Consider the following 18,575-nt stretch of genomic DNA (forward strand, 5'->3'; position numbering starts at 1 on the left):
CAACTACAAACTACCCCTGCACGTTTGGTTCGTCTTCTTTAATTTTCAAAGGTCTTTCCTGTCTGCTCTCTCAAGCGACAACTATATCAGTATATCACCTCATTTTCGCTTTGTCAATAACTTTTTTTCTTTTTTTCTACTTTTTTTCGTTTTTGCTTAAATCTTGAAACGTAAAGGGGTTCTCCTCCCCCTAGTTACTGCCCCTCTAGACCAAGAATTAATGGGCAGAAGCCCCTGAAATTAAAAATAGTATACATGTGAAATAGCCACTAGTATGCGTCGGACTTTCTACAACATTTTTAGGGGAAACTAAAACAATATCTGCAGAAATCTGCAGATATTGTTTTAAACTTTGACTTCTAGCAAGCCGAGCCCGCCGTCTTCACGTTTGTAAATAACATTAGTTGTGGAATCCTTAGCATCCGTATAGATGAAGAAATCATGTCCTAGCAATTCAAGTTGCAAAATTGCTTCTTCCAAATCCATTGGTTTTAAATCAACTTGCTTTGTGCGAACAACTTTTGTTTCTTCTTCAACTTGCTCTACCAATTCTTCGGTAAACAATTGACTAGTTGGTACTTTATGACGGTTTTTCTTTTCAATCTTTGTTTTGTTACGACGGATTTGGCGTTCAATCTTATCAACTACCAAATCAATTGATCCATACATATCCTGAGAAATGTCTTCTGCTCGAAGTGTGATAGAACCTAGCGGAATCGTTACTTCTACTTTTGAGCGTTTGTCACGGTATACTTTCAGATTTACTTTGGCATTTAAGTCTTGATCTGCATGAAAATATTTTTCAATCTTAGCCACTTTTTCTTCAACATAACTACGAAGAGCTTCTGTTACTTCAATGTTCTCTCCACGAATGCTAAATTTAATCATAGTAAATACCTCTTTCTAAGCTTTCGCTTTTGTTCACTACTATTATACCACACCAGTATTTTTTTGCAAGCGTTTACTAACGGGCGAGTGAAAAACTCGTGACTGTTTTCGCTCCATTTTTCATCAAGAGTTGTTTGGCTAACTGTATGGTAGCACCTGTCGTGTAAATATCATCAATTAGGATAATCTTATCTGGAACATCTACTTTTGCCACAATAGAAAAAGGTTGGTGTAAGGTCAAACGTTCTTGGCGTGTCTTTTCTGATTGTTTTTTTGTGTCTTCTTTTTGGAGAATTTCCTGGAATGAAAGCCCCGCAGCGGTTAGCAAACCTGTTACTTGATTAAAGCCCCTTTCTCCCATCCTCTTCTCACTAATCGGAATGGGAACAAGGACATCAGCTTCCTTATCTTTAAAATACTCCTTTAATTCAGTTGCAAATACCATTCGTAACAGGTAATCTCCGAAAAATTTATAACGGCTGATATAATTTGCCATTTGCTCGTTATAATGATAGAGACTTTCATGAGAAACTGTCGCTCCTTTTTTATACCAATATAGACAATCTGAACAAAGCTTAGCCTCACCTTCTTTAAAGCAAGCAGGGCAGTGTGTCTCTGAAATGAGGAGAAACTTCTCCTTACAATCCGCACAAACTCCTTCTTTTTCCTTTCTTAATAGAAGAATATCTAAAAATAAGATTCGTTTTCTAAGCGTTTGCTGACATAATAGACATGTTGCCATAGCCTGCCTCCTCGTTCATCAATCGAATCTCTTGAATAGCTTTTTCAATCGCATGATTAGTTCCATCTTGAAAGAAGAGCACTTCACCTGTCGGACGTTCCATGCTTCGACCAACTCGCCCAGCAATCTGAATCAATGACGAGGAAGTATAGAGATGATGATTGGCATTTACAACAAACACATCTATACAAGGAAAGGTTATTCCACGTTCCAAAATCGTTGTTGTAATAAGAATACTGATTTCTTTCTTGCGAAATTGTTCAACGATTTCAAAGCGATTTTCTGTTTGACTAGATACAAAGCCAATGCTTTCATCTGGAAAGTTGCCCTCTAACAACTGTGCAAAATGGTGTCCCATCTGAATTTCTGGTAGGAAAAGCAGTAACGGAAAGCCTGTTTGCTGTTGATTAGCTATCTTTTTGAGTAATTTGGGGACAATCTTGTTCTTTTTTAGAGAATTTTCAAAGTGAGCCAGCCATACTTTTTGGGGAACAACTAGTGGATTTCCATGAAAACGTCGTGGCAAACGGAGCCGGTGTAAGCTCCCTGCACGGACCTTTTGTTCCAATTTATCTGTTGATGTCGCTGTCAAAAACATGGTCACTCCGTCTTCTTTGACAGCATTTTCTACTGCACGGTAGAGCACTGGATTATCCGTATAGGGAAAAGCATCGACTTCGTCAATCAGAACCAAGTCAAAAGCGCGATAGAATTTGAGTAATTGATGCGTAGTCGCAATGACCAAAGGTGTGCGAAAATAGGCTTCTCCTGCACCATGTAAGAGGCTGATTGGACAAGCAAAATCCTCTTGTAATCGCCTATACAATTCGATACAGACATCAATCCGCGGACTAGCTAAGCACACGGCTCCTCCTGCATCAATCACATCTGCAACCACTTGATATATCATCTCGGTCTTTCCAGCTCCTGTTACCGCATGAACCAAGGTAGCTGTTCTAGCGTTCAAATGTTGCCGTAAGATATCTGAAATTTCTTGCTGCCAAACGGTCAACTGTCCTTGCCATTTTAACGACTTTTGTCGCGGAAATGCTTGCTGAGGAAATGAATACAAATCCTCATCTGTCCGCACGCGCCCAAGCAAGATACACTCTCTACAATATATGGCACCAGCTGGTAGGCAATGTTTCGCATCGAATATCGTTGAACAACGAAAACAGGCCTTATCAGCTGTCTGACTTGCTAGTTTCGTGGCTTGCATGCGTTCTTCTTCTGTTAGTTGGTGATAAGTAAACAATCGTCCGTAGTAATTTGCTAGATCCGTCATACTTATTTATTCGTCATTTTTTCCTGAAAACTTGTCATCTTCAAAAAAACTTAGTACAATCATGATATGAAAGAATATAGAACCATTACTGCTGACGGTCTAGCGGAAGAAGAAATTAAAAAATCACGTTTCATTTGCCATTTAAAACGGGTAACTTCAGAAGAAGAAGCCCGTAACTTTATCAACACAGTCAAAAAAACGCACTATCGCGCCACCCATAACTGCTCTGCTTTTATCCTAGGAAAAAATATGGAAATCAAGCGCTCATCAGACGATGGAGAACCTTCGGGTACTGCTGGCGTTCCCATGCTCACAGTCCTAGAAAATAACCAACTGACCAATGTAGCTGCCGTTGTGACCCGCTATTTTGGTGGGATTAAACTAGGTGCTGGAGGTTTAATTCGAGCATATGCTGGCTCTGTCGCTAGTGCCATATCTGAAATAGGTATTGTCAAAGTTAAAAAACAGCAAGGAATTGCGATTACGATGAACTATTCTCAATATCAGGAATTTGCTAATTGGCGGACTACTCATGATTTGGAAGAATATGATACTGAATTTTTAGCGGATGTTCAAACCATGATTTTTACCAACGAGGAAGAGCTACAGGACATTACCAACAGTCTAATCGAGTTTTACCATGGAAAAATCCAGATTGAAAAGGCTAATTTCCGTGTTATTGAAATTCCAGTGCATTGATATTCCTACCACCACCGTAGACAGCCTTGCCTTTAAATCTATGTCTTGGTATATCTATTGTGACCTTTTCATGACTTTCTAGACAAGAGCTTTTTTCATAAAAAGTAAAGCGCTTTACTTTTTATGAAAATAATAATATCATAGAGATATCAACTATATAAAGGAGAAAAAAATGAAGAAAAAATTTTTCTTATCTCTCTGTCTAGGTCTACTAGCATTTGCACCAAGTTTGGCTTTTGCAGGTACAAGACAACCTGTGACTCCTAGGGAACAAAAAACATTTCCTTATAATCTTATATACGATTGGTATGTGACAAAATCGGATGGTCAAACGATGCGATCAACTGGCACATATATAGGAGGTGGTAAATTTTTATCCTCTGCCCACAGTATCACGGATCGGTATGGTCGTTATAGCAGTAGCAATACAGCCATATCAATCGCTCCTGATGCAAGTGAACAGTTCAAAGTTTATAGCCAAGGGAATAACAATCCTTTCAAAGTCATGCCTGGTTATGCAGGATTCGATGACCTAAGAAATGACATCAGTATCACAGAAATTACGGAACCCATTTCTATTAATACAAATTCCCAAGGAATAAAACTAAAAGTCTATCAAGACTTATCTAAACTGGTAGGAAAGACCGTCTACACAGCTGGATATTCAAGCTACACAAAAACTGATTTTACAAAATCTAAAGGGAAAATTCTTTCAGTTGCAAGCGATGGAACCCTAATAGCTGACTTAGGGTCTGCTAAAGAAAACTCCGGTTCTGCGGTTTATCTTAATGGCGAAATCATCGGAATCTTAACCGCCATCACAGATGAATGTATCGGACAAGATACCTGTAAAAGGGGAACTATAACACCTCTTACCATGGAAATCAAGCAGAAGTTACTTGATCCGAATGGTATTCCTAGTTATGTCGAGTAAACAAGCGAAAAAGTGCTTTTTAAGAAGTGCTTTTTCATTTCATCATATCGCCACAAACTTCAAACAAGCAACTGTTCCTCTACCGATTGTGCTAGGCAATTTGAGAAATTATTGATTTGAGAGTGTCTACGACAATTCCTTGAAGGAATACCTAAAATAAGAACTTCAGAATAAACTAGCACAAGATATGAAGGCGGTTGACACGAGTTTCAATGGAGGGTTTCAGTCTATTCCCTTGGATATGAAAGAACAAGGTCCTATCTTCGACTGCTTTTCCCTGTCTATTTTCTGTAAGTATGGGTTGGCTTGCAATCAATGACTTCGCTTTCTAGTTATTAAGATCAGGTACCCACAGCTCCAAAGATATACTATGCCTTTGGAACAAATAAAATTTACAACGGCTTGTCCCCCCTACATCAAGATACGAGGACGTATGAAAAGCGACTGAAAAATAGGTGACTGACGCTGTGTTCAGTAAACACAAGGAAGTCTATCTTTTTTCCGAGCTCTTAGTCCGAATTCAATTCCCCAAGATACAAGGACGTTGAAAAAGTGAATGCACCCTAAGGGTTTCCGTATCTGTAAAGCAAGCACAGCCTGCAACAGCTACGGTAAAAATAGGCGGCCGAACAGAAGTTGCGAGTAACTTCGTCGTGAGACCCCGACGAGGATAGCTAGGCGAGTTCCAAACGAAAGGGCGGGGAATTGCCAGATAGCTACCGTCAAGCGCCGAACAGAAGTTGCGAGTAACTTCGTCGTGAGACCCCGACGAGGATAGCTAGGTGAGTTCCAAACGAAAGGGCAGGGAATTGCCAGATAGCTACCGTCAAGCGCCGAACAGAAGTTGCGAGTAACTTCGTCGTGAGACCCCGACGAGGATAGCTAGGCGAGTTCCAAACGAAAGTGCAGGGAATTGCCAGCTGGCTACCGTCAAGTGGCCGAACAGAAGTTGATCGCAACTTTGTCGTGAGACCCCGACGAGGATAGCTAGGCGAGTTCCAAACGAAAGTGCAGGGAATTGACAGATAGCTACCGTCAAGCGCCGAACAGAAATTGATCGCAACTTCGTCGTGAGACCCCGACGAGGATAGCTAGGTGAGTTCCAAACGAAAGGGTGGGGAATTGACAGATAGCTACCGTCAAGTGGCCGAACAGAAGTTGCTTGTAGCTTCGTTGTGAAATCCCTGCGAGGATAGCTAGGCTCATCACAAATAAAATGCAGGGACGCCCGCTAGCTACTGCTAAACAATCAAAGCAGGTTGGCTTACAAGCCGGATATAAGTAAACCTTGCATATAAACTAGCGCTCTTATCATTTCTAGTCAATGATTATTTTTTAGTATCCACTTATAGGGGAAGTATATCGCCATGATAAGTTTTTTATATTTTACAAACGATAGTAACCAGAGTATACTGATAACTATAAGAAGTGGAGGTGCCCTATGGCCATTTATCAAAATATTACTGAGTTAATTGGAAATACTCCTATTGTAAAACTAAACAATCTCGTGCCAGAAGGGGCAGCAGATGTGTATGTGAAACTAGAAGCTTTCAATCCTGGTTCTTCCGTGAAAGACCGGATTGCCTTAGCTATGATTGAGCAGGCCGAAAAAGACGGTATCCTTAAACCTGGTGATACTATCGTTGAGCCAACCAGTGGAAATACGGGAATCGGACTTGCTTGGGTCGGAGCTGCAAAAGGCTACAAGGTCATCATCGTCATGCCTGAAACCATGAGTATTGAGCGCCGCAAGATTATCCAAGCCCACGGAGCAGAACTTGTCCTCACTCCAGGTAGTGAGGGAATGAAGGGAGCCATTGCTAAAGCCCGTGAAATTGCAGAAGAACAAGAGGGGTGGCTTCCCCTACAATTTACAAATCCTGCCAATCCAAAAGTCCATGAGGATACTACTGGCCAAGAAATTCTAGAGGCCTTTGGCTCAACGGGACTCGATGCCTTTGTTTCGGGAATTGGGACGGGTGGTACGATTACAGGTGTCTCCCATGCCCTCAAACAAGCTAATCCTGCAATCAGCATTTACGCTGTTGAAGCTGATGAATCAGCTGTCTTATCAGGTGAAGCACCCGGACCACATAAAATCCAAGGGATTTCAGCGGGTTTTATTCCTGATACCCTAGATACTAAGTCCTACGACCATGTTATCCGTGTCAAATCAGATGATGCCCTAGCAATTAGTCGTGCTATCGGCGCACAAGAGGGCTTCCTAGTTGGAATTTCTTCCGGTGCTGCTATCTACGCTGCCATTGAAGTCGCCAAAGAATTGGGAGCAGGAAAAAAAGTGTTGGCAATCCTAGCCGACAATGGAGAACGTTACCTGTCAACCGCTCTTTTCGAGGACTAATTGATATCATACAAATTTAAAACCTGTATTCACAGCTCAACACTTGTGAATACAGGTTTTTATCCTTATCTAATGCTCTATATAGTCATTTCGTTTATCTTTTATTATTTCGTTAACTCGCTTTGCCGTACTCTAGTACAGCTTGCAGTTCGTTGCCTAGTACTAGAAGACTATAAAAATGAAAAGACTTAAAATCAGGTTTGCTAAACCACTGACTTCAAGCCGATTTTAGTTATAATTGTTTTTCTAGATAGCTTTTTGCTTCTTTAATCCAATGCGGTAGACTCTTGGCTAGGGGTTCAAAGCCGATTTTGTAACGGTCACTTGTAAACCGATGAGGACGCGGAACTTTCTGCTTTTCTTCCTCTAACGTTCGTAGAGACAAGCTGACTTTCTGGCTATACTCATCAAAATCTACCACCTGAACTAGTAGTTCCTGACCAGTCTTTAATTGCTCGTGTATATTGTCAACATAACCTGTCTTGATTTCTGAAATATGGATTAAGCCTGTTGTTCCATTCTCCAATTCGACAAAGGCGCCGTAGGGCTGAATACCTGTTACCGTCCCCCGCAGTTTCTCTCCAATTCTCATCTTAATCCTCAATCTCAATTGTTTCAATGATAACATCTTCAACTGGCTTGTCCATAGCCCCTGTTTCTACAGCAGCAATGACATCTAAAACAGCATAAGATGCCTCATCACGTAATTGTCCGAAAACTGTATGGCGCTGGTCCAAATGCGGTGTGCCACCTTGTGTTGCATAGACTTCTGCAATCGGTGCCGGCCAGCCACCACGTTCTAATTCCTTTTTAGCGTAAGGCATGTGGGTATTTTGAACGATGAAGAATTGACTGCCATTGGTATTTGGGCCTGCATTGGCCATTGAGAGGGCACCACGAATATTAAAAACTTCTGTTGAAAATTCATCTTCAAAGGCAGCACCGTAAATAGATTCACCACCCATACCTGTTCCGGTTGGATCTCCACCTTGAATCATAAAATCTTTAATGATACGGTGAAAAATAACGCCATCATAATAACCATCCTTAGCAAGCGCCACAAAGTTTGCCACTGTTTTTGGGGCAATCTCAGGGAATAATTGTAGGTACAAGTCTCCATAGTTGGTCTTAATCCTAGCACGTGATCCCTCAGCATATTCTAAGTCTAATTGTGGATAATACTTTTCTTTTTCTACCAAACCAAATTCCTCCAAGGCATGTAATATACCATCTTCTTCTACCGTTTTTGTAATATAATCTGCTCTTGCTGCTAAGTCAGGATGAGAAACTCCCATGGCAACACTGATACCTGCATAATCAAAGGCTTCAAGGTCATTTAAGCCATCACCAAAAATCATGACATTTTCTGGCTTTAAGCCAAGATGATCGACAACGGCTGCAATCCCTGCTGCTTTAGATGCGTCCTGCAAGATGATATCAGATGAAATGGCCTCCCAACGGATACTACGCATGTCCTCTTGCAACTCTATAGGAAGCTCTACTTCTCTACCTTCTTGCTCAAAGGTCAAAATCTGATAAATGGGGTTTTCTTTATAAAAATCAGGCTCTGTTTCCAAGTTCTCATAAATAATATCAATGGTCTTGCTGATTCGCTCATCCCGGTGGGACAAGGTCGCCTTGTAGGCTCCCATTAATCCATAATCGATTCCTTCTGCTTTGGTCCACTCAATACACCGTTCCACCAGTTCTGTAGGAATAGCTTTTTGACGGATAATAGTCCCCTTAGCATCTGCGACAAAACTACCGTTAATCATCGCAAAATAGTCTGGCTTCAAGGCCTGTAGCTCTGGAACAACTCCATAAATTGCACGTCCAGAAGCAATTCCTGTTAAAATCCCCTTTTCTTTCAAGGATGTAAACACATGGGTCAAAGACTCTGGAACATAGCCTGTATCCTTGACACGGAGGGTATCATCAATATCAAAAAAGATAATTTTTATTTTTTTAGCTCTGTATTTTAATGTTGCGTCCATAACTCTCCTTTTATATCTCCCATTATATCATGATTCCGAGTCTTGCGCTACCAGCCCATGCTGAAAGGCATAGACAACTGCCTGCGTCCGATCACTCACAGCTAATTTTGATAAGATATTGGATACATGGGTTTTTACTGTTTTCAAAGAAATAAAGGATTCATCAGCAATCCGTTGGTTATCGTACCCCTTAGCCAGTAGGGTCAAAATTTCCTTTTCACGAGCTGTCAAGTCATCATGAAGATCTGGATGACGTTTTTTGTGTTCCATTTTCTTTTCAACCTCTGTTTCAATGGCCAATTCCCCTTGATAGACCTTACGAATGGCACGAACAATTTCCTCTGCGCTAGAGGTTTTCAACATGTACCCTTTAGCTCCGGCTTTCAAGACTGGATAAATTTTTTCATTGTCTAGGTAAGAAGTTAGAATTAAGACAGCTGCTCTCTTCCATTCTTTGAGAATTTCTAAGGTCGCATCAACCCCTGATAATTGGGGCATAACCAAGTCCATGACAATAATATCTGGCTTTAATTCTAGGGCTTTTTCTACCCCCTCTCGACCATCACTTGCTTCTGCAACCACCTCAATATCAGCCTGTAAATTTAAAAAACTTTTTAATCCCAGGCGAACCATCTCATGATCATCCACTAATAAGACTCGAATCTTACTCATGCTCTCTTCCTTTCAATAATGGGACGCGAATATCAATCGCCACTCCCTTATCAGGAGCAGTACGAATTTTTAACGTTCCTGCCATATCTTCCACGCGTTCTTGAATATTTTGCAGACCGTAGCTGACCTCTTGCTCATCACTTTTGACAAAACCGACACCATCGTCTGTCATTTTTAGCTGCACTTCATACTCCGATTGTACCAGGTACACATCCAGATGACGAGCTTTTGAATGACGCAAGGTATTGCTAATAATTTCTTGCCCAATGCGAAAGAGCTGCTCCTCGATAGCTGTTGCTAATGTTTCCACTTCATGGTGAAAATGTACTTCAATAGCACTTTTATCACTGACTTCACGTAAAATTACTTCAAAACCCTCGACCAAATCTTTGCCGTCTAACTCACTCGGACGCAAATGTAAGAGTAAAATCCGTAAATCACGTTGCGCTGTTTCAATCGTATCTTTGACAATCTCTAACTGTTGCTGCAAGGTTTCAGTTTGAAGCGTCTCCAGACTGCTAGATAGACCCGATAAAATCATACTACTCGCAAATAATTCTTGACTGACTGTATCGTGTAAATCTCGGGCGATTCGCCTGCGTTCACTCTCAACGATCTCTTCTTTTTTTACTAAATCCTGATTATCAATCAACTGAACCTGACGGGTCAAGCCCCTCACTTTTTCTGATAATTGCAGTAACAGTTGATCATTTTCTGATGATGTACGGATATTCTTATTCTGGATAATAGAACGAATTTTCTGGCGCATCCCTTGGGTCGCGATAAGAGCGACAGATTGAACCAAGACAACTAAGAAAAAGGTCAGGATGACAATTAAAAGAAACACCGTGAAAATAAATTGTTCTGTTGATGTCCACAAGGACACATCAAAGAGAGATTGCTGAAGTAGGGGAAAGACTGCTGATAACACCACCAGTACAATCAAGCTAGCATACCAAGCGAGAAGAAGAATGGTGCCTTTCTTAATCATACGCGAACCACCTCCACATCACCAAAGATACAGTTGACAACGACTTTTACTCGTTTATGAGATTCCTTGTAATGGGGACTCTCAATTGAAAAACTCTCATTGCGCAAATCCCAGTAAGATAGCCCCAAGAAATAGACCCTACCATATAAGCTTGCAGCCGATAAGGAAACTTCAACATCAATCGGAATGATAATCTTTGTGTTCCCAAAGGTCTTACGAACCACGACAATATTGTCCCGTCCAACCAAAATCGTTTCATCAAGATCAACAACATCATTACCGAACAGACGGACGATATTGATGTCTTCAAACCCATAAGAATCCTGCGAATAATCTTGATTGCCAAACCACTTGGTCTTTTGCTTATGAGCTTCAAGCGCTGTATCCTCAAAATGCAGATGCGTGTATTGGTTGCGCTTCTCATACCGGGAGAAAAAATTGATAATCATGTAGATTAACAGGAAAATGACTCCGATGATAAAGTAGGGATTTAAAACAAAGACCAGAAAAATCAAAAAAATAGCACTGGACAGAAACACACTCGTTATCTTTTTCCCCGTCACATACCAGACTCCTAGCAATAGCAGAGCAACCAGTAAAATGATACGAGCTGTCTCACTTGCTAGCACATCAAAGCAAGCGAGGGTAAAGATAATGCTTTCCACTAGTAAAAAAAACTGGACTTTTCTCATCTCACCATTCCTTTCCCTACTATTGTATCAAAATTCTTCAGAATTACCTCTTTTTAGGATTAAAAAAGGAGCTAGAATGTCAAGCTCCTCGTAAAATGAACCGTAAAAAAGTTAGTCATTTCCAAGGCATGTTTCCCTATATTCTACAGGAATATACCCCTTAATCTCTCTTGAGGTCTATTGTCGTTATCCCAATCAATGTATAGCCGTTTCGTTTATTTTTAGTACTAGGCAAGGAGTCGCAGGTAGTTGAAATAGTTGATAACTATTTCAAGTGACAGATAAGAAAAGTGTAACTTTTCTCAATGGTACAGCAAGACGAGTGAACGAAATAATAAAAATATAAACGAAATGACTATATTGCCTCATTTGCCGGATGAAACTGCTTCTATCTTTAGGTGGAAATAGTTTTAATGAGTCACTCTTCACGTGAGAAAAGAAGTTCTCACATGGTGCATTGTCGTAACAATTCCCCTTACCAAGATGAGCAATAGTCACACCATATTGGGCTAGTTTCGTACCCAAACTGCTTATCGTTTGCTTGTCCCTTACTCAACCAAAGGTAGTAAGACGATCTTGGGAAGCCGAAATAGGCGCATAAACAAGACACAGAGTAACGATGTTTAGCCGAATTTTTGGGACGATTAGTAGACTCAGTCCCTCGTAAATTTGTTGTCAGTATGGTCTTTTAGTACTAGGCAAGGAGCTGCAGGCTATACCGGAGTACGGCAAAGCGAGTGAACGAAGTAATAAAAGATAAACGAACTGACTATAACTTTGAGTTTTCACAGTATTTCCGTGTCCAAGTCACTACCTGATTATCTGCTTTTACCCCATATTTTTTGACGATAGAGGGCTTGCCCACTATTCCCACTGAGGTCGTCTTTGACCACCTGCAATTTGAACTCGGGGGATACGTTGTCAACGTGCTTCCTTTTGTAGCCATGAGAAAAGAACCTCCTTATAAGAATAGTATCCAACTTTTTTATACTATCCATTATAAGTGGTTCTTTTCAGCTCTACCAACCTCTTTTTATTCAATATTTCTTCCACAGGCGATAGATAGGTGAAATAGGTAAGTAAACCTCCTAGAGTGTTGGTTCAGAGGTCATCAACTTCAAAAATACGACCTCCATCAAAGAGGAAATCCAGCAAAAGCTGACTACATTCAATGAATAAACTAATTAAAAAGCTATAACGGATAACCACTCTATCGTCGTGGATTCGTCATCTTGTGATACCAGCTCGGATTTCTTGCATTTCCTATCTAATTACCTGAGCTTCTAGTAGTAGAGCTACTGCCAGAACTCCCTCCATCAAGGCTACTACTTGCCGTTGACGACGCAGGAACTGCTACAGATACATAGAGAGTAACACTTTCTCCAATAGCGGTACCAGCAGCAGGATATTGTCCCACTACTAAATCTCCACCGACAGGATAGCTAGAGTCCTCAATTTTTTCAACCGTTACATTGATTCCTAAATTTTGTAACTGCCTACGAGCATCTGCATAACTTGTTTTTAAGATGCCAAAATCTGGCATAACTGGCGCTGGACCTTTTGAGACGACAAGATTCACAGCTGAACCTTTCGCAAGTAACTCTCCAGAACCTGGTTCTGTACGAATAATCAACCCTTTTTGATGTGTATCGTATTCTTCAGTTGTTGTTCCAACTACCAAACCTGCTGCTTTTAATTCTTGCATGGCTGTCTCTAGGCTCTTACCTGTGACATTGGGAACCTGATTTCGTTCAGCTCCTCTAGACACCGTCACTGTAATCGTACTCCCCTTGGTCTTAGAAGAATTGGCTTTCGGGTCTGTCGAGATGACCTTATTTACCTCCACGCTATCGCTGTGTTCCTGCGTATCTTTGACGACAAAACCTGCTGCTTCTAGTTCAATCCTAGCCTCGTCAAAGTCCTTTCCCACTACATCCGGTACCATCACTGCATCCGTGGTCGCCACAACGATATCAACCGTACGTCCCTCACGCTTAGAGGTACCGGCTGCTGGATTTGTACGAATGACCTTTCCTTCTTCAACCTCCGAAGACGGCTCTTCCCTTACTTTTCCGACCTTTAAACCTGCGGTTTCTAGCATTTCCCGAGCAACATCTAAGGTCTGACCACTGACATCTGGAACCTTAATGGTCGCAGGAGTATTCAGTAAAAGAGTAGTAACAGCAGCAATAATCAATAAAATTGCCCCAAACAATACCTTGTAACGCGTCCTCATTTTTCGCTTGTTCTTTGACGGAGGGGCTATCGGACGATCTGGATGTTGGGTAGGGGTTGACACTTTCGGAAGTTTAGTCGCAGGCGGTCTCTGCTCTGTTGCAATGGTCGATAGTTTTGGTAGGGTCTTAGTGTCTACTTTTCCATTTTCTAAGACAATCTTCTTTTCGTTCAGACGATTATTTGACAGCGAAGAGGCAATATCCGTATACATCTCGGCAACTGTCTTATAGCGGTCTGTGAGTTTTTTTGCTGTTGCTTTTAAAACAACATTTTCAAGCGCCTGTGGCACGCTAGGATTTTCTTCCCTTACAGAAGGTAAGGCTTTCTGAAAATGCTGAAGCGCAATCGTTACAGCACTATCTCCGTCATAGGGAATCCGTCCTGTCAACATTTCAAATAGGATAATTCCCATCGCATAAATATCACTTTGAACCGTAGCTTTTGATCCACGAGCCTGTTCAGGTGATAAATAATGAACCGAGCCTAACATCGAATTGGTCTGAGTTAAGCTGGTTTCTGCAAAGGCTACTGCAATCCCAAAATCTGTTACCTTGGCTGTCCCGTCTTTGGTCAATAAGACATTCTGCGGTTTCAAATCACGGTGGACAATACCACGGGTATGAGCCATTCTCATCGCTAGCAGGATTTGTCCCATAATCCGCACCGCTTCATCATTTGAGAGGGGCGCATTCTCTTTGATATAGCGTTTTAAATCAAGACCATTGACATATTCCATCGCCAAATATTGTTGCCCGTCTTCTTCACCAATATCTGAAATACGCACAATATTCGGATGATCCAAATCTGCCATGGCTCTAGCTTCTCGCTGAAAACGTTGCACAGCTATCTGATCTGTTTGATAGTTGGTTCGAAGGACCTTGACAGCAACTTCTTCACCGTCCAAAATCAAATCTTTTGCTAGATAAACATCCGCCATTCCACCACGTCCAATTTGACGAACAATCCGGTAGCGATCAGCAAAGATTTTTCCAATCTGAATCATTGCCTATCCTCCTCGATAATGTGGATAAGGGCTACAGTGATATTATCTGTACCACCAGCATTATTGGCAAAGCGAATGAGACTTTCTGTCTTACTATTTAAAGATACGTCACTGAGGATAATATCTCTAATATCTTCGTTAGAAACCATATTGGTCAAGCCATCACTATTGACTAGAATGTAGTCACCTGATTCCAGCGTTTTTAAGGCAATATCTGCTTCAACAGGATGTTGCTGACCAATAGATTGGGTGATGAAATTCTTCTGTGGGTGGCGTTGCGCTTCCTCTTCCGTTAGTTGTCCTGCTCGAACCAAGGCTCCTACCAAGGAATGGTCGTTGGTCAGCTGACTGTATTCCCCATTGCGTACCAGACCAATTCGTGAATCTCCAATATGAGCATAGATCATTTGATGATCAATGATGACAACAGCCTCTAAGGTTGTCCCCATACCTCGGTACTCTTCTGTCTGTCCCAATTCATGAATCTTCTGATTTTCTTGCTCCAGGATAACGGCAAACCATTCACGGACATCATTTAAGGTATGAATTTGCGTATCTACCCATGAAATACCCAAGTCTGTAGCTGCCATTTCACTCGCAATATGTCCTGCCCGATGACCACCCATACCGTCTGCTAAAACGATCAAATCAATGCCTGCTCGGTTTGTATAGCGATTGACATAATCTTGATTGTTCGTCCGTTTCTGACCTACGTCTGTTAGTAATGAAATTTCCATTTGGATCATTTCCTCCTCTTATGATATTCGCTGAAATTGGCTGATAAAGAAACCGTCACTGCCATATAGTTCTGGGGTGATGAGGATACAGCCATCTTGCAGAATATCTTTTCTTTTATGTTCTAGTCTTACTTGTGTAAAATTAGGATGCTTAGCTAGGAAAGCCTCCACCACTTGATAATTTTCTTCTGCAACGATTGTACAGGTGCTATAGGTTATTATACCACCTTTTTTAAGACTTTGACAAACATTGTCCAGTATCTCTAGTTGTATTTGCTGCAGCGTTTCAAAATCCGCTGCTTCCTTGCTGTACTTGATGTCTGGCTTACGGCGCAAAAGGCCGATCCCTGAGCAAGGTGCATCTACCAAAATCTTATCAAAGACATCTGCTCCAAAATCTTGAAAAACCTTTCGCGCATCTAGCTTTTTAGTAACGACTTTGTCTGCTACACCAATACGGTCAGCGTTCTGCTCAATCAAGGCTAACTTATGCTCATACAAGTCAAGAGCTATGACAGTTCCTGTCGTCAAATAACTGGCAATATGAGCCGTCTTTCCACCCGGAGCTGCACAGGCATCCAGTACTACCTCATCTCCTTGAAGATTTAGCGTTGGTGCAACAAGCTGGCTGCTTTCATCCTGAATGGTAATACGGCCCTCTATAAAGGCATTAGTCCCTGCAAAATGACCACTTGGCTTGACCAAGCCAACATCTGACAAGAGAGATAATTCTGCCTGCATTTCCTCTTTTAAAACTTCCACATTCTGAGAATTGACCACACGAACACTCGCTTTATTGCGAATAAGCAAACTCTCAAAAATCTTAATCGCCCGCTCCTCTCCATATTCATCTATCAACTTTTTCACTAACCATACAGGCAAAGAATATTGAACAGAGAAACGTTTATTTTTCCGTTTAATCGTGGTGATATCTGGCCTTTCGTTATCTATCAATTTTCTTAAAATTGCATTAACAAATTTGTCTACCCCACGACCTTTCTTGGCTAATTCCACCGCTTCGTTAACAATAGCATGGTTGGGAATTTTATCCAAATATAGAATCTGATAAAGACTAAGCATGAGCAAGTGATAGACCCACGAATCCAGTTTATTTCGATCTTCAATCACATGTGCCAGATACCACTCAAGTGTGATTTTCCGCATCACTGTGCCATAGACCAACTCGGTCACGAGCCCCTTATCTTTTTCTGATAAAGAAGAAGCCTTTAAAGCTTGATGGAGAGCAAGATTAGAATAGGCTCCCTCCTCAAAAATCTGACCTAAAACCATTAAAGCAAGACTACGCGCTGTCTTTTTTTTATTCACCAAAGCGATCTCCTACTGCTAATTTACGACCAAAGCCATTTAAGAAATCCGTAATTTCCATTTTAGGCTTACCTGCTGGCTGAACCGTTTTTAAAGTAATCGCTCCCTCACCCGTTGCAATGCGCAATTCTTTCTTACCAAGAGCAATGATTTCACCTGGTCTCCCAGAACCTTCCGCTAAACTAGCTTCGTAAATCTTAAAACGTTCACCATGTAACAGAGTATGCGCCACCGGCCAAGGATACATCCCTCGAATGTGATTGAAAATCTGACGATTGGTTTTGCTCCAATCGAGACGCTCTTCCTCAGGACTAATATTGGGTGAAAAACTTACTTGGCTCGGATCTTGAACTTCTGGCCTTAAGTCGCCAGCCACATAAGTTGGTAGGTGTTCCAGCAATAAATCACGCCCCTCAACTGCTAATTTCTCGAACAAGGTTCCCACATTGTCCTCATCAGTAATCGAAATAGCACGTTTTGCAATCATATCGCCTGCATCCATCTCCTTGACCATTTCCATGAGGGTTACACCGGTTTCAGACTCCCCATTTATAAGGGCATAGTGAATCGGCGCCCCACCGCGGTATTTAGGTAAGAGCGAAGCATGGACATTAACTGCAAAAGATACACTATCTAAAAGTTTTGTTGGCAAAAATTGTCCAAAGGCTGCCGTAATAATCCCGTCAGCGCCGAGCTGTATCAATTCTTCCAATTCTCTACTTCCAGATAATTTTTCTGGTTGATATACTGGCAAATCATACAATAAAGCCTCTTTTTTGACCGGCGTCATTCGGATTTCTTTTTTTCTACCGACCGCGCGATCTGGTTGGGTTACGACTGCTAAAATTTCGTACCGAGTATCTTCTAGTAACCCCTTTAAAACTGTCGCTGAAAAATCAGGTGTTCCCATAAAAATCAATTTTATCATACGCATACTCCTTAACTGCTCATTTCTTTCAAAGTTATAATCTACTCTATTATACCATTTTTTACCCCATTTCTCTGTCAAGATACAAGGGCGGTTAAAAAGCGAATGAAAAATAGGAAATACGACGAAGAAGCTTCTGCTTCTAGGAGTATTTATCTTTTTTCCGAGCTTTTAGCCCGAGTTCAATTACGTCAAGATACAAAGCCCGTAAAGAACTCAAAGCGAAAATAGGAAATTTGCCGAAGAAACATTAGTTTCTAGGAAAATTTATCTTTTTCGCACAGAGTTTAGGGCGTGTTCAATTACACAAGATACAAGGGCGGTTAAAAAGCGAATGAAAAATAGGCGGCCGAACAGAAGTTGCTTGCAAGTTCGTTGTGAGACCCCTGCGAGGATAGCTAGGCTCGTCACAAATAAAATGCAGGGAGGAGCCAGCTAGCTACCGCTAAATAATCGAGTTGGTTAGTCTGCAATCAATGACTTCACTTTCTAGTTGTTAAGCTCAAGTAGCCACACCTCCAAAGGTATCGCATATCTTTGGAGCAAATAAAATTTGCAACGGCTTCGTACCCCTAGGGCATCCATATCTGTAAAGCAGGCACAGCCTGCAACAGCTACGGTAAAAGTAGGCGGCCGAACAGAAGTTGCTTGCAAGTTCGTTGTGAGACCCCTGCGAGGATAGCTAGGCTCGTCACAAATAAAATGCAGGGAGGAGCCAGCTAGCTACCGCTAAATAATCGAGTTGGTGGGTCTACAATCAATGACTTCACTTTCTAGTTGTTAAGCTCAAGTAGCCACACCTCCAAAGGTATCGCATATCTTTGGAGCAAATAAAATTTGCAACAGCTACGGTAAAAGTAGGAAATTTGCCGAGTGAAAAGCTCCAGTGGAGGTTTTCAGCCTATTCCCTTAAAGTACGAAAGAACAATGTCCTATCTTCGGCTGCTTTTCCTTCTCTATTTTCTTTAAGCATGTGTTGTCTTGCAATCAATGACTTCGCTTTCTAGTTGTTAGGCTCAAGTAGCCACATCTCCAAAGATAGGCTATGCCTTTGGAACTAAGAGAAAACTCCCTCTCCACATCT

General features: G+C 41.4%; 15 protein-coding genes and 2 pseudogenes. 3 read left to right on the forward strand and 14 right to left on the reverse strand.

Translation table 11 applies throughout. From position 1 onward, the window contains the following. Positions 1 to 345 precede the first annotated feature (345 nt). From raiA to E4T79_RS08160, 3 genes are all read right to left on the reverse strand, one after another. Positions 346 to 888, reverse strand: a complete 543-nt coding sequence (gene raiA / locus E4T79_RS08150; RefSeq protein ID WP_135029331.1) for a ribosome-associated translation inhibitor RaiA — start codon at positions 886 to 888, stop codon at positions 346 to 348. A gap of 76 nt (positions 889 to 964) precedes the next feature. Beyond that, positions 965 to 1,630 (reverse strand): ComF family protein, encoded by a 666-nt coding sequence (locus tag E4T79_RS08155; RefSeq protein ID WP_135029334.1) that lies wholly within the window; start codon positions 1,628 to 1,630, stop codon positions 965 to 967. Continuing rightward, positions 1,596 to 2,915, reverse strand: coding sequence for a DEAD/DEAH box helicase (locus E4T79_RS08160; protein WP_135029335.1), 1,320 nt, complete (start codon positions 2,913 to 2,915; stop codon positions 1,596 to 1,598). The genes E4T79_RS08155 and E4T79_RS08160 overlap by 35 nt, the downstream gene beginning before the upstream one ends. Positions 2,916 to 2,981: 66 nt before the next feature. On the opposite strand from E4T79_RS08160, the gene E4T79_RS08165 reads away from it, so the two are divergent. The 3 genes from E4T79_RS08165 to cysK all read left to right on the forward strand — a co-directional run bounded on the left by E4T79_RS08165 (position 2,982) and on the right by cysK (position 6,910). Then, entirely contained in the window at positions 2,982 to 3,614 is a 633-nt protein-coding gene (locus tag E4T79_RS08165; protein ID WP_135029336.1) for a YigZ family protein, read from the forward strand. Positions 3,615 to 3,786: 172 nt separating this feature from the next. Next, positions 3,787 to 4,548, forward strand: coding sequence for a trypsin-like serine protease (locus E4T79_RS08170; RefSeq protein ID WP_135029338.1), 762 nt, complete (start codon positions 3,787 to 3,789; stop codon positions 4,546 to 4,548). 1,441 nt (positions 4,549 to 5,989) lie between these two features. Then, the gene (cysK, locus tag E4T79_RS08175) at positions 5,990 to 6,910 is read left to right on the forward strand and encodes a cysteine synthase A (protein WP_135029339.1); all 921 of its coding nucleotides are present in this window, start codon (positions 5,990 to 5,992) and stop codon (positions 6,908 to 6,910) included. Positions 6,911 to 7,142: 232 nt separating this feature from the next. Here the strand turns inward: cysK and E4T79_RS08180 are convergent, their stop codons facing one another. The 11 genes and pseudogenes from E4T79_RS08180 to fmt all read right to left on the reverse strand — a co-directional run bounded on the left by E4T79_RS08180 (position 7,143) and on the right by fmt (position 17,491). Further along, the gene (locus E4T79_RS08180; protein ID WP_135029341.1) at positions 7,143 to 7,502 is read right to left on the reverse strand and encodes a S1 RNA-binding domain-containing protein; all 360 of its coding nucleotides are present in this window, start codon (positions 7,500 to 7,502) and stop codon (positions 7,143 to 7,145) included. Position 7,503: 1 nt separating this feature from the next. Continuing rightward, positions 7,504 to 8,904: a Cof-type HAD-IIB family hydrolase gene (locus E4T79_RS08185; RefSeq protein WP_135029343.1), complete on the reverse strand. Its 1,401-nt coding sequence runs from the start codon at positions 8,902 to 8,904 to the stop codon at positions 7,504 to 7,506. A gap of 27 nt (positions 8,905 to 8,931) precedes the next feature. Continuing rightward, positions 8,932 to 9,576 carry a response regulator transcription factor gene (locus E4T79_RS08190; protein WP_135029345.1) on the reverse strand — a complete coding sequence of 215 codons (645 nt, stop codon included), beginning with the start codon at positions 9,574 to 9,576 and terminating at the stop codon, positions 8,932 to 8,934. Beyond that, on the reverse strand, positions 9,569 to 10,564 hold the full coding sequence (locus tag E4T79_RS08195; protein WP_135029398.1) for a sensor histidine kinase: 996 nt from the start codon (positions 10,562 to 10,564) through the stop codon (positions 9,569 to 9,571). Before E4T79_RS08195 ends, E4T79_RS08190 begins: the two co-directional genes overlap by 8 nt. Further along, positions 10,564 to 11,259 (reverse strand): cell wall-active antibiotics response protein LiaF, encoded by a 696-nt coding sequence (gene liaF / locus E4T79_RS08200; RefSeq protein WP_135029347.1) that lies wholly within the window; start codon positions 11,257 to 11,259, stop codon positions 10,564 to 10,566. The genes E4T79_RS08195 and liaF overlap by 1 nt, the downstream gene beginning before the upstream one ends. Positions 11,260 to 12,040: 781 nt before the next feature. Continuing rightward, a pseudogene (locus E4T79_RS11510) lies at positions 12,041 to 12,158 on the reverse strand (transposase); the annotation flags it as partial. A gap of 205 nt (positions 12,159 to 12,363) precedes the next feature. After that, a pseudogene (locus E4T79_RS11335) lies at positions 12,364 to 12,465 on the reverse strand (VanZ family protein); the annotation flags it as partial. A gap of 61 nt (positions 12,466 to 12,526) precedes the next feature. Further along, positions 12,527 to 14,500 (reverse strand): Stk1 family PASTA domain-containing Ser/Thr kinase, encoded by a 1,974-nt coding sequence (gene pknB / locus E4T79_RS08215; protein ID WP_135029349.1) that lies wholly within the window; start codon positions 14,498 to 14,500, stop codon positions 12,527 to 12,529. Further along, positions 14,497 to 15,237, reverse strand: a complete 741-nt coding sequence (locus tag E4T79_RS08220) for a Stp1/IreP family PP2C-type Ser/Thr phosphatase (protein WP_135029351.1) — start codon at positions 15,235 to 15,237, stop codon at positions 14,497 to 14,499. The genes pknB and E4T79_RS08220 overlap by 4 nt, the downstream gene beginning before the upstream one ends. An 18-nt stretch (positions 15,238 to 15,255) precedes the next feature. After that, complete coding sequence (rsmB, locus tag E4T79_RS08225) at positions 15,256 to 16,566, reverse strand: 16S rRNA (cytosine(967)-C(5))-methyltransferase RsmB (protein WP_135029360.1); 1,311 nt, start codon at positions 16,564 to 16,566, stop codon at positions 15,256 to 15,258. Continuing rightward, the gene (gene fmt / locus E4T79_RS08230) at positions 16,556 to 17,491 is read right to left on the reverse strand and encodes a methionyl-tRNA formyltransferase (protein WP_135029362.1); all 936 of its coding nucleotides are present in this window, start codon (positions 17,489 to 17,491) and stop codon (positions 16,556 to 16,558) included. Before fmt ends, rsmB begins: the two co-directional genes overlap by 11 nt. Between the last annotated feature and the right edge of the window lie 1,084 nt (positions 17,492 to 18,575).

Source organism: Streptococcus sp. LYSM12 (genome assembly GCF_004569635.1).
Lineage (GTDB): Bacteria > Bacillota > Bacilli > Lactobacillales > Streptococcaceae > Streptococcus.

What these genes read in the sequence shown, in the direction of transcription:
- raiA (WP_135029331.1), bottom strand. Translation starts at nt 888, where the DNA reads ATGATTAAATTTAGCATTCGTGGAGAGAACATTGAAGTAACAGAAGCT.
- E4T79_RS08155 (WP_135029334.1), bottom strand. Translation starts at nt 1,630, where the DNA reads ATGGCAACATGTCTATTATGTCAGCAAACGCTTAGAAAACGAATCTTA.
- E4T79_RS08160 (WP_135029335.1), bottom strand. Translation starts at nt 2,915, where the DNA reads ATGACGGATCTAGCAAATTACTACGGACGATTGTTTACTTATCACCAA.
- E4T79_RS08165 (WP_135029336.1), top strand. Translation starts at nt 2,982, where the DNA reads ATGAAAGAATATAGAACCATTACTGCTGACGGTCTAGCGGAAGAAGAA.
- E4T79_RS08170 (WP_135029338.1), top strand. Translation starts at nt 3,787, where the DNA reads ATGAAGAAAAAATTTTTCTTATCTCTCTGTCTAGGTCTACTAGCATTT.
- cysK (WP_135029339.1), top strand. Translation starts at nt 5,990, where the DNA reads ATGGCCATTTATCAAAATATTACTGAGTTAATTGGAAATACTCCTATT.
- E4T79_RS08180 (WP_135029341.1), bottom strand. Translation starts at nt 7,502, where the DNA reads ATGAGAATTGGAGAGAAACTGCGGGGGACGGTAACAGGTATTCAGCCC.
- E4T79_RS08185 (WP_135029343.1), bottom strand. Translation starts at nt 8,904, where the DNA reads ATGGACGCAACATTAAAATACAGAGCTAAAAAAATAAAAATTATCTTT.
- E4T79_RS08190 (WP_135029345.1), bottom strand. Translation starts at nt 9,576, where the DNA reads ATGAGTAAGATTCGAGTCTTATTAGTGGATGATCATGAGATGGTTCGC.
- liaF (WP_135029347.1), bottom strand. Translation starts at nt 11,259, where the DNA reads ATGAGAAAAGTCCAGTTTTTTTTACTAGTGGAAAGCATTATCTTTACC.
- pknB (WP_135029349.1), bottom strand. Translation starts at nt 14,500, where the DNA reads ATGATTCAGATTGGAAAAATCTTTGCTGATCGCTACCGGATTGTTCGT.
- E4T79_RS08220 (WP_135029351.1), bottom strand. Translation starts at nt 15,237, where the DNA reads ATGGAAATTTCATTACTAACAGACGTAGGTCAGAAACGGACGAACAAT.
- fmt (WP_135029362.1), bottom strand. Translation starts at nt 17,491, where the DNA reads ATGATAAAATTGATTTTTATGGGAACACCTGATTTTTCAGCGACAGTT.